This is a genomic window from Gordonia cholesterolivorans, assembly GCF_039531975.1.
Taxonomy (GTDB): Bacteria; Actinomycetota; Actinomycetes; order Mycobacteriales; family Mycobacteriaceae; genus Gordonia; species Gordonia sihwensis.
Window position 1 is genome coordinate 1 of sequence record NZ_BAAARB010000039.1, and the last position, 9,461, is coordinate 9,461.

A 9,461-nucleotide genomic window follows, 5' to 3' on the forward strand; every position below is an offset into this window, starting at 1 on the left:
CCACGGATACCTCGGCGACGTCCCGCCCGCCGAGTTCGAGCACGCGTTCTATGCTGTCCAAGCCGACCGCGAACAGCTGGTCGGAATCAAATAGCGCGAGTCTCCATCAAACCCAGGGCGCTTCAGAACTCGACATTGTGCGCGCCGTACAGCAGGTTCTTCACCGACTCCAGGTCGACGTCGTAGACCGTGAACTCGTAGGTGGCGCCGTACTCGTTCTGGTTGATGATGTAGTCGCCGCCGTCGTAGTCCTTCTCGGTGTTCGACGTGCGGGTGATCTTCCGCAGGTGGCCCTCATCGGTGAGGACGCCGAGGTTTCCTGCGAGGAACGCGGCAGGCAGCTCCGAGGTGGCGTCGGTCGGCAGCTCGGTCCCGACCGGGGCGACGAATGCGACGCCACCCTGAGGTCCGGCGGACTTCGCCGAGTAGGTGTCCTTGATTCCCATGATGTGTTGCCCCTTCTTAGGCGGTTTGGTCAGGAGCCGAAGGGTCTATTCAGTTGTGTCAGAAGGTCAAGCAATGCAGTGGACCAGCGACTGTCCACCGGTGCTGTGTCGTGATGTCAGGGTCTGGGTTGTCTGCGATCGTGACGCCGCGGTCACCATCACCCCACAGGATGATCGCCTCCGATGTGTATGGCGCCGCGGCGAGGATGTCGTTCACCTTGATGGCCAACTGTTCGGCGGCTGGCCCGTCCGGTGCCCAGCATTCGACGATCAGCAGCATGTGATCGACCGCGCGGGTGCGCTGACCGCCGGCCCGAACCACCCGCAGGAACGATGAGGGCCGCGGATTCGGGACTTTCCCCGATGTCGGCAGTCCGGTCCCCTCCTTGAGGACCCGGATCGCTTCGGCGAGCGGCGCGGTCACGATGACATCGCTCGAATCAGCGTGTGATTCTTCGCGTTGTCGGCGATGGCTTTCGCGTCCGCCGTCACCACTGAGGCACGCCAGCGTCCCTGTGGCCGCATCATGCCCTGCCGGCTGCCGGTCGCATACGTGCCCTTGCCCATCGCATTCGCACGAGCGCAGATCCGCTCAGCATGCGACTCGAGTTCAGCAATCACGCCGGGATCACGCCTGAGCTCGTAGAACGCTGCGACGTTGAAAACAACGCGCATTACCACCTCCATTCCGGAGGCTTAGACATGCCTCCACGTTTGGCGCCGAGCAATATTGCTCACGCATCGGGAAGTGACGCCGAACGACTTTGCTACCGCCGTTTGGTTGATCCCCGTTGCGAGCAGTCGCCGGATCTCAATCACTTGTCCCTCGGTGAGTTTTGCTTGCGCACTTCGCGAACCTTGCGTCGTACGCTTCCTGGTGACCGCGTCATTCGCGTTGTCCTGGACTGTTCCAAGCTCCAGGTGGTCCGGATTCACACACTTCCTGTTGTCGCACCTGTGACGGACTACGAGGCCTTCAGGGATCTCCCCGTTCAGCTTCGAAAATATCCATCGATGCGCTGGGTAGGGCCGGTACCCGTAGCTGCATTCCGCTTGGAACTGGCCGTACCCATTGGAGAACAGTCTCGCTGCCCATTCCCAGCAACCGAACTCAGTCTTGTTGACCTTCTCCCAGAATCGTTCTAGGTCGGACTTGACCGGCAGATACTCCGTGCGGCCATGAGTTCGCATCATGGCACTGTGACGGTCGCACAGTCCGTGAGCATGATGGGGCCTGTCACACCCCTCCGCATCACATCCCGTGCGGGGAACCATCTTCGGGGTCGGCTGCTTCCCCTTCGCCACTTGCCCGCGGTGGAGATCGCAGTACGGACCACGTCCGCGCATCTTCTCGTGGCACCAATCGAGCGAGCACTCGGGTCGACAATCTTCGGAACAGTACGCGAACCTTCCCGACTGCTTCGGATGTCCACATGTCGGGCAGTAATGGGTGCGGGTAGCCTTCAAGGCAGCCCCTCCTTGGTGAGTCAAGTGAGCGGGTTAGGCTCCGGTAGGTGTTCCACCACCATCCGGGGCCGATTTCTCTATTTTACCAGGTCAGCTGACGTTCCAGTCGATCCTCACACGGACCTCACTTTCATCCACGAGCCCGGCGCGTACGCCACCCACAGCTTCCCTGGACGCTCCATCACCACGAGGACACCGGACGGTTCGGTCACCCACGTGACTTCGGGCCCATCGAACGTGTCGTACACGTCCTCGAGCTTCCCGGTCGCCTCGTTGACCTCGGCGCCGGTCACGATCTCGATCACCCTGACACTTTCCGCAGGTTCACAACCCCGCCAGGATTCCAGCCGAACGGACTGTGATCGAACATCTCCGGATCGCCAATCACTTCGAACTCGACACCATCGAGGACCATGAGGTCCCGGTGAGAGCACTCGAATCCGGGCGGCACCAACAGTTCAACCTCCACGACCTCTCGATCATGTCCAGCCAACTTCGGCTCATCCGACTGCGGCGCCCCCCATCCGTACACAGGCTTCGGGACCTCCGGAAACCAGAAATCAATGTCGTTTCCATGTGCATCCGTGGCAGTGCTGTCGTATCGGCGATGACCGACACTGAACAGCAGCGGGAACTCGGCCATCATGCCTCCCACAACGGATACTCACCCGCAGTCAATACAGCACCACATGAGCAGGCATCGCCGCCGAGGTTCAGTGAGCACCAGATCGAATGACCTGACCGCCCCGTAGGTGCTGAGTCAAGCGTGAACGCAGCCCCCGAGGTCTTGCACATCTTCTCGAGTTGAGAGATCTCAGATGGCCAAAACAGGTTGTTCCGCCGAGTGTTCGAGTCGATCACCTGCTGATACGGACCAGCCTGCTTCGTTGTGATCGCGCCGCTTCCAGCATCGTTCCACCGGAGAATCGCGCCCCGAATCACCGCTTTCGCAGCATCCGGGTGCGCGAAGTCCTCATCAACGATGCATGGAGCGACGAGTTTCGCCATCCCGACAGCATCCGCAATCATCTCCAAGGCTTTTTCCTCGTCGATAGCCGCGAACGGCGCCAGATCGTCAGGAGTCAGCGCTACCGGCGTCATCCTCGACGACCTTCTTCGTGGAACGACGCGATGACCGCGGAGCCGCCTTGTCCGCGAGCTCCCACGGACCGGCCAGCATCAGCTTGCCGCGCTCGTCATCGACGTTCGCGATGACCCCATGAGCTCTGTGACGAAGACGCATCACGGAGTCACCGCGTCTTCGATGACTGCGAACTGATCAGCGAAGACATACCATCCGTACACGATCTCCGTGCGGAACAGGACCTCGTTGTGGCCTGCCAGATCACGGCCAGTGTTGTCGGGATCACCGAACTCGAGCATCTTGAACGGGAACGACTTCTGGACGCCCCAACGGATACCGGACTGGTAGTTGCCGAGGATCGCACGAACCTTGTTGTCTGCGGCGTCACCGTCGGTCGGCTTGCCCGAGACGGTGGTCGACACTGCAGCCGAGACACCCTCGAACGAGGACAGGTTCGCGCCGAGTCCCAGTTCCGGGTACTTCTTGCGGCCGTCGTTGTAGCGGGCGGTAGACAGGGTCCACGCGTACTTCGGGTCGAACGCGACACCGTTCACCGAGTATCCGTCACCGATGACCAGACCTGCTGCCTGCTCGAAATCGAGATCCGCATTCGCGCCGGCCTCGATGCGCTTGGTCGTCGAGTTCAGGTAATTCGTCCACGCAGTCAGCGCATTGCCGGTCCGCGGGTTGATTCGGTAGTACAGACCGAGATCCAGGCCACGCGAGATCGCTCGCGCGCACTTCTCCTGATACTTGGCGAGGATGCCGAGCTGGTAGTCCTCATCGGCCCACTTGAACTCGTCCGAGGTCCGCATCTGGACGACAGCCTTGTGCGGGACCGCGGTGACCTTCGACGGCTTCGCGTCGTCGGACCCCTTGGCTGCGGACTCCTCGACGAACTCTGCAGTCAAGTCGTCGTCGAAGGTGATGATTTCAGTCTTGCCGAACCGCATCGGCTCCTGGCCCGAGAGTGCGGCTACGGTCGAACCCGTCTTCGCCTTCTCTACGATGCCGGATGCGATGTTCGTCGGCAGGAACAGATCGGTGCTCTGGAGCACTGCCATGATCGTTTCTCCTTGATCACTGACCTCGACCGGTCAGCGTGCTCAGGAACTCCTGAGTGCTGGACGGTTTCGGCCTCGGGTTGGCGCCCTCGCGAGATACGTAGGGCTGGTTTGTCTTGCGTTGTTCCATGAGGTCGCTGTACCGCTTCGCCTGCGCGATGAGGGTTTCCTCATCGGTGCCGGTGAGGAATAGGTCGGCGTCGGACGGTTCCCCGTCTTCACCTCGCTTGGTCGGCACATTCCAGTCCCCAGCGACGCGGAGCCGCAACGAATTCGCCTGCGACTGCGCGTACTGCTTTTCGAGATCAGCGAGGCGATCTTCGGCAGTTTTCTTCTCTTCCGCCGCAGCCTTGAGGGTCTCGTAGTCGGAGTACTTCTCGGACGCCTTGCGGCGTTCCTCGTTGCGCGCCTTGCCGATGAGTCGACTGATCTCCTCGTCGGTGTACGTCTTCCCCGCTGGCTCGTTACTGGCGCCATCCGGGGCGTCTTGCGCGCCGGAGTCTCCCTGGGGGTTGGTGTTTTCGCTCATCAGAACTCCCGTTTCCGTCCCGTCGGACATCGACCGGCATTGGAGCGCTGCCGTGGGCGCTTCCCCCTCGTCGGGGGTGGTCTTAGAGATTCGCCGCGATCCACGCCTTAGCGCGGTCGCGGTCGGACTGCTTCGTATCCTCGGAGCGTCGACGCGCAGACGGAACGAACTCAGCCTTCACCGCCTGCGTCTGCTCCGGGCTCCACGCTGGCGCAGCCGAGCATTTGCAGTGGTCATGAGAGGCGAAGTCGACGGTCGCCTTCGTGTACACAGCTCCGCGGGATACGAGCATCGCGCAGAATCCGCACTCGCCGGTGCCGGTGCGCATCCAGCCTCGGGCGCGTGGGTCCCGCACCGACGACGTCGTGATGACATCACGGCTGTAGTTCGTGATCCTCCGCTGTACGCCACCGGTGATCAGGGACCGGAACGCGTCTTCGGTGGTGGCCTTCGCGAGCGCCCATTCGACGAGCTGCGTCGTTCCGGGCGCTTTTGGTTCAGGCACGACCGCAGTGAACCCGGGTCGCACTCCCTCGTTCATGCGAAGCTCGTCGTACCAGTCTGCTGCGACCGATGCGGACGCACTGCCGTAGGTCTGCACGACCTCCGCGAGGATCTCGGCGAGCGCTGCAGGATCGCCGCCGACTGACCGCCAGATTGCTTGTAGGTCGCGCTGTGCTTGCAGGTTCAGGTCGCGGATGAGGCGGCGGAACTGATCGTACGGGGTCATGGCGTAACGGGTGGCTGATCCTGATCAGCAGTAGACTGTGTCTGCTGCTGCCGCGCGAGGATACGGTCGAGTGCCGACCCGCCGTCGTGTCGCCGTCGTTCGGCGAGCGCGATTCGACGCTGCTGTGCATCGAGCCCAGCCAGTTCCAGTCCCATCTCCGTCTCCGCAAGCCACGGAACCGACGAAAGGACTTTCGATCCGGCGTCCGCAGCCGCGGCACGCGACTGGAACAGTGGCGACCTCCACCGAGCCTCCATCGACGCCCACTCGGCCGGCACTTCAGTGAGACCGTTCTGGATCGCGAGACCACGAGCAACCGACCGGCGGATCGGCAACGACCAATCGTCAGTCGCGCCTTCAGCTTCTGCGATCAGATCCTCCCGTGACTCCGCATACGCGTCCGCTGATGCCGGGTTCGAGTAGTCGGTGATCGCCAGCGCAGAATCCGGAAGACCGGAGGCGCGAGCAAACAGCTTCGCGTACGTGTTCAGCGCCGCCAGATGCGGCGCCGGCGTAGCAGCCGAGAACTGCTTCACGTCAACCCTCGCAAGCGCATCCGACGGAGCATCAGGATCGTCAGGGATGCTCTTCTGCCGGCCCAGCATGACCCGCCAGTCGGCCTTCATCGTGCCGTCTTCGTTCTTGAAGATCGACTCATCCGCGCCGAGCAGCCAGTACTCCGGGAAGGAGTACACGTCCATGTGGCCTTCGAGGCGCACAACAGCGTTCGTCGCACGGTCCTGCAGCGACATCATGTCCCGCGAGATCCGCGACGCACCGAACTCACGCACCCATGGCTTGAAGCCGAGTGGCTCCACCGGGATGCCCCACCTGTGAGACGACCGAGTCACGGTCCATGTGACATCCTTGTCGCACTGCACCACCAGGTTCGGCAGGTACAGGGCCAGTCCGTTCGGGTTCCCCTCGTCGTCGAGGGACGTGATGGACAGGAAGTCATCAAGGCGACGCAGTCGTGTGTTCCACGTCCCGGTGCCCGACAGGGCGTCCTTGGTATGGATCAGCGACTTCGGTTCGCCCTCCGCGCCGACCGTGTTCACAATCCACGAGACGCCGTGTAGCAGCGAGTTGACCTGCCCGCCCTTGAGTGTCGGCATCAGCTGGTTCGCGTCGACGAGGTCGCGGTAGCCGAGCGCGTCTAGGTCGCCATCCGGCCACACGATCGACTCGAGGGTGCAGCGGCGCGCGAGAGCGTCGACTGCCTTCGCGGTCCATCCGAGGACGATGCCGAGCTTGTAGTAGATCGGCGGCACCACCGGTGCGAGCTGGCGGATCGCCCGCTTGCCGTCGTAGTACGACGATCGCAGCAGGTTCCGTGGAGCCCTCGCCATCAGCTGCGCGTGCAGTCGCGAAACAGTGCGCTGCTCTTCGTCAGTCAGGCCGGGGATCGTCAGGACGGATTCATTCACGAGATGATCGCCCTCCTTCCCTGTCTGGTTGTGCGTCGTGGCCGAGCGTTCGCCGCACCAGCCAAGGCCAGTGCTGTTGCCATCGCTGGGGCGTTGTGGATCGAGTTCTTGAGGTCGAACGTCCAGACTGCGCCGTCGCGGCCCAGCTTCTTACGCGCCCCGGCAAGCGAATCTGCTAGCTGGGGTTGATCCTCATGGGTCAGCCACTTCGCCTCGCAGCCCTCGACGAGCAACTCGCAGCCACGGCCGACATCGCCGGTCGATGCTGGGCGCACCGTCAGGCGCTTCGCCTGCAGCATCGGAACCAGCGGTGCCGCCGCGCCGTAGTTAGACACGAACACCGTCATCCGACGAGACGCGCGCCCAGCGACCCATTCCGCGACCAGGTCCAGGCGCGGGTGCGCGAACACTTCCTCGACGTGTCGGTCGTCGCCATCAGCCCAGCACGCGACGACCGAGAACAGTCCGTCATGCGCCGCGATCCCGAGAGAATCAGGAGCAACACCCTGGTCTGGCCCGGCATCGACAAGCTCCGCCCATCGTCGCGGCGAAACGATCGCCTGCGACGCCTCATCCCAAATCCCCAGCGCCTCACGATTCCACGAATCGTCCGACTTGAGCTTCTTCCGCAGTCGCAGCAGAGCCCGCTCGGACGTGCGACGCGGAAACGATGGATTCGCCTTGCGCCACTGATCACGATCCATCGGATCGCAGCCACGGTCAGCCGAGAACTCGACATACAGGGTGCCGTCCGACTCCCCATCGATCGCCTCCTGCCGAAGCAATGAGAAGAACTCGCCATCATCGCGCGGACGCGGCGGCGTCCCCATCACGAACGTCAGCGGATTCACCGCAACATTCTGAGTCGCACCCATATCCTCCAGGGTCGACTCCGGGAGGATCTGCCCCTCATCGAGAACCAAAATCCCCACGTTCGTCATGCCTCGCCCGAACCCCGACTCCCGAGCACCGAACAGAATCCGAGAACCGTTGTTGAACACGATCTTCTCGTCACCCTTACCGCGCAACACCTGCTGAACGTGCGCAGCCACCTTCGGCTTCTGAGCCATCCCATCGAACTGCCGAAAAGTCTCAGCCGCAGTCGTCTTCCGATGCGCCGTCCAGATCACCGTCAACTTCGGATGAATCAAGCACAACGCGAAGATGATGCACGCCACCAGATACGTCTTGCCAACCTGCCTCGGAATCGACAACACGATAGTGTCCGACGCGTACTCGCCGTTGGCGAGCTTCGCCAACGTAAGTCTGCCGACATCGTCCTGCCAGCGATCGAAACCCCATCCGAGCCGCAAACACGTCTTCCGAACTCGCGGCCAAGCCGTCGAAGCGATACCCGCCGGAGCAACCACATGCCGGGCAACCGACGACAGGCGACGATCAGTATCCGGTGCCGTCCCAGGCTTCGTCGTCATCGCTCGCGATCACCGACTGATCTTCATCCTCAGCAATCTCAATCGCCTCGATCTCCCGACCAATCTCCAACTGCCGGCGAGACAACGCTGCCAGATCACGCGCCGGCGTATTCGGATCATCCATCGCCTTCGCCAACCGCCGACGCATCGCCCTCAACTCATCAATCCGACTGCCCGCCTCAGCCGACTCGAGGATCGACTTCGGTGACTCCGTCTTGCGCTCCCCGTCAGGGACCGCACGCAACGAGGCCTTGCTAGCCATCAGGCCTCCTTTGGGAAATATCGAATGGGGGGCGCCGCCTATGCCTTGGGGGGCAGCTGTGGCCGTGTTGGGGTGTCCCTCCCCTGGGGTGGTCACCATGTGCGCTTGGTCACGTGGATTCTGATGCCCCCGGGGGGTTCTTCGTCGGGGAGGTGGTCACTCTTTGCTCGGTTGCATGCGCGATGAAAGGGGTCTTTGTTGTCGAGGGTGTCGGATCCGCCCTTGTTGAGGGGGATGCGGTGGTCTACGACGTAGGACAGTGGGTCGTCTGGTCCGGCGTCGTAGTCGATTGGGATGCCGGGGTATAGGCAGTGGGCCCATGCGCATGGGGGTTTGTTGCGGGCGATGATGCGGCGGTGCCGGTCTCGGATGGTGGTGTTGCGGTTGGTGCTCACGGCGATTGTCGTTGTGCGAAGCAGAGGATGGAGCAGTCGGAGAGGCGTGTGACTTCGCATCGTTCACACCAGCGTCCGATGTCGGTGTCTGTGTCGAGGACGTCGAAGTGGTCGTCGTTCACTGGTCCTCGATCGTGATGCGACCTCCAGGTGTGTGCTGCACCAGCACTCGTCCGTCGGGCAGGTTTGCGTGTAGCGGCGTTGCGGAAGTGGGGATGGTCAGTGAGCCGATGATGTCCCCTGCATCTCCGGGCCAGTGAGCGCCGTCGCCGTGCGGGCAGGCCTGCATCTCGGTGAGGAGGCTCCGGTGCTTCTCGGCGATGGCCTTGGGGATCATGCAGTCGCTCATGACTCGGCCTCCTCGTCTGCTTCGAAGTACCAGCCTGCGACGCTCTGGTGGTGGCCGTCGTGCCTGGCGGTGAGTACGCAGTGCAGCTTCCAGTTGAAGCCGTCTTCGTCGAGCTGGGGTAGGTATGCGGTGCAGGGTCGGCCAGTAGGTCTGAAGCGCCCTGGGTTTGATGGAGACTCGCGCTATTTGATTCCGACCAGCTGTTCGCGGTCGGCTTGGACAGCATAGAACGCGTGCTCGAACTCGGCGGGCGGGACGTCGCCGAGGTATCCGTG

The 9,461-nt window shown here is 62.6% G+C and carries 16 protein-coding genes; all 16 read right to left on the bottom strand.

Annotated features, from left to right (window positions below; all coding sequences use genetic code 11):
• Positions 1-122 precede the first annotated feature (122 nt).
• Positions 123-446 carry a hypothetical protein gene (locus tag ABFX36_RS18535; RefSeq protein ID WP_346077747.1) on the bottom strand — a complete coding sequence of 108 codons (324 nt, stop codon included), beginning with the start codon at positions 444-446 and terminating at the stop codon, positions 123-125.
• A gap of 58 nt (positions 447-504) precedes the next feature.
• Positions 505-870 carry a hypothetical protein gene (locus ABFX36_RS18540; RefSeq protein WP_346077749.1) on the bottom strand — a complete coding sequence of 122 codons (366 nt, stop codon included), beginning with the start codon at positions 868-870 and terminating at the stop codon, positions 505-507.
• A complete protein-coding gene (locus ABFX36_RS18545; protein ID WP_346077751.1) occupies positions 867-1,133 on the bottom strand; it encodes a hypothetical protein in 267 nt (88 codons plus the stop codon). The genes ABFX36_RS18540 and ABFX36_RS18545 overlap by 4 nt, the downstream gene beginning before the upstream one ends.
• 9 nt (positions 1,134-1,142) lie before the next feature.
• Positions 1,143-1,793, bottom strand: a complete 651-nt coding sequence (locus ABFX36_RS19095) for an HNH endonuclease (RefSeq protein WP_428832068.1) — start codon at positions 1,791-1,793, stop codon at positions 1,143-1,145.
• Between the two features lie 233 nt (positions 1,794-2,026).
• Positions 2,027-2,218: a hypothetical protein gene (locus tag ABFX36_RS18550; protein ID WP_346077753.1), complete on the bottom strand. Its 192-nt coding sequence runs from the start codon at positions 2,216-2,218 to the stop codon at positions 2,027-2,029.
• Complete coding sequence (locus tag ABFX36_RS18555) at positions 2,215-2,559, bottom strand: hypothetical protein (protein ID WP_346077755.1); 345 nt, start codon at positions 2,557-2,559, stop codon at positions 2,215-2,217. Before ABFX36_RS18555 ends, ABFX36_RS18550 begins: the two co-directional genes overlap by 4 nt.
• Positions 2,556-3,014 carry a hypothetical protein gene (locus ABFX36_RS18560; RefSeq protein ID WP_346077756.1) on the bottom strand — a complete coding sequence of 153 codons (459 nt, stop codon included), beginning with the start codon at positions 3,012-3,014 and terminating at the stop codon, positions 2,556-2,558. Before ABFX36_RS18560 ends, ABFX36_RS18555 begins: the two co-directional genes overlap by 4 nt.
• Complete coding sequence (locus tag ABFX36_RS19100) at positions 2,989-3,156, bottom strand: DUF7302 family protein (protein WP_428832069.1); 168 nt, start codon at positions 3,154-3,156, stop codon at positions 2,989-2,991. Before ABFX36_RS19100 ends, ABFX36_RS18560 begins: the two co-directional genes overlap by 26 nt.
• Entirely contained in the window at positions 3,156-4,061 is a 906-nt protein-coding gene (locus tag ABFX36_RS18565) for a phage major capsid protein (RefSeq protein WP_346077758.1), read from the bottom strand. Before ABFX36_RS18565 ends, ABFX36_RS19100 begins: the two co-directional genes overlap by 1 nt.
• Positions 4,062-4,077: 16 nt before the next feature.
• Positions 4,078-4,590, bottom strand: coding sequence for a hypothetical protein (locus tag ABFX36_RS18570; RefSeq protein WP_346077760.1), 513 nt, complete (start codon positions 4,588-4,590; stop codon positions 4,078-4,080).
• Positions 4,591-4,672: 82 nt separating this feature from the next.
• Positions 4,673-5,320: a VG15 protein gene (locus tag ABFX36_RS18575; RefSeq protein WP_346077762.1), complete on the bottom strand. Its 648-nt coding sequence runs from the start codon at positions 5,318-5,320 to the stop codon at positions 4,673-4,675.
• The gene (locus tag ABFX36_RS18580; RefSeq protein ID WP_346077763.1) at positions 5,317-6,747 is read right to left on the bottom strand and encodes a phage portal protein; all 1,431 of its coding nucleotides are present in this window, start codon (positions 6,745-6,747) and stop codon (positions 5,317-5,319) included. The genes ABFX36_RS18575 and ABFX36_RS18580 overlap by 4 nt, the downstream gene beginning before the upstream one ends.
• The gene (locus ABFX36_RS18585; RefSeq protein ID WP_346077764.1) at positions 6,744-8,006 is read right to left on the bottom strand and encodes a terminase; all 1,263 of its coding nucleotides are present in this window, start codon (positions 8,004-8,006) and stop codon (positions 6,744-6,746) included. Before ABFX36_RS18585 ends, ABFX36_RS18580 begins: the two co-directional genes overlap by 4 nt.
• Positions 8,007-8,145: 139 nt before the next feature.
• Positions 8,146-8,442: a hypothetical protein gene (locus tag ABFX36_RS18590; RefSeq protein WP_346077766.1), complete on the bottom strand. Its 297-nt coding sequence runs from the start codon at positions 8,440-8,442 to the stop codon at positions 8,146-8,148.
• 92 nt (positions 8,443-8,534) lie between these two features.
• Positions 8,535-8,837 (bottom strand): HNH endonuclease, encoded by a 303-nt coding sequence (locus tag ABFX36_RS18595; protein ID WP_346077768.1) that lies wholly within the window; start codon positions 8,835-8,837, stop codon positions 8,535-8,537.
• Positions 8,838-8,955: 118 nt separating this feature from the next.
• The gene (locus ABFX36_RS18600) at positions 8,956-9,186 is read right to left on the bottom strand and encodes a hypothetical protein (protein ID WP_346077770.1); all 231 of its coding nucleotides are present in this window, start codon (positions 9,184-9,186) and stop codon (positions 8,956-8,958) included.
• Positions 9,187-9,461 lie beyond the last annotated feature (275 nt).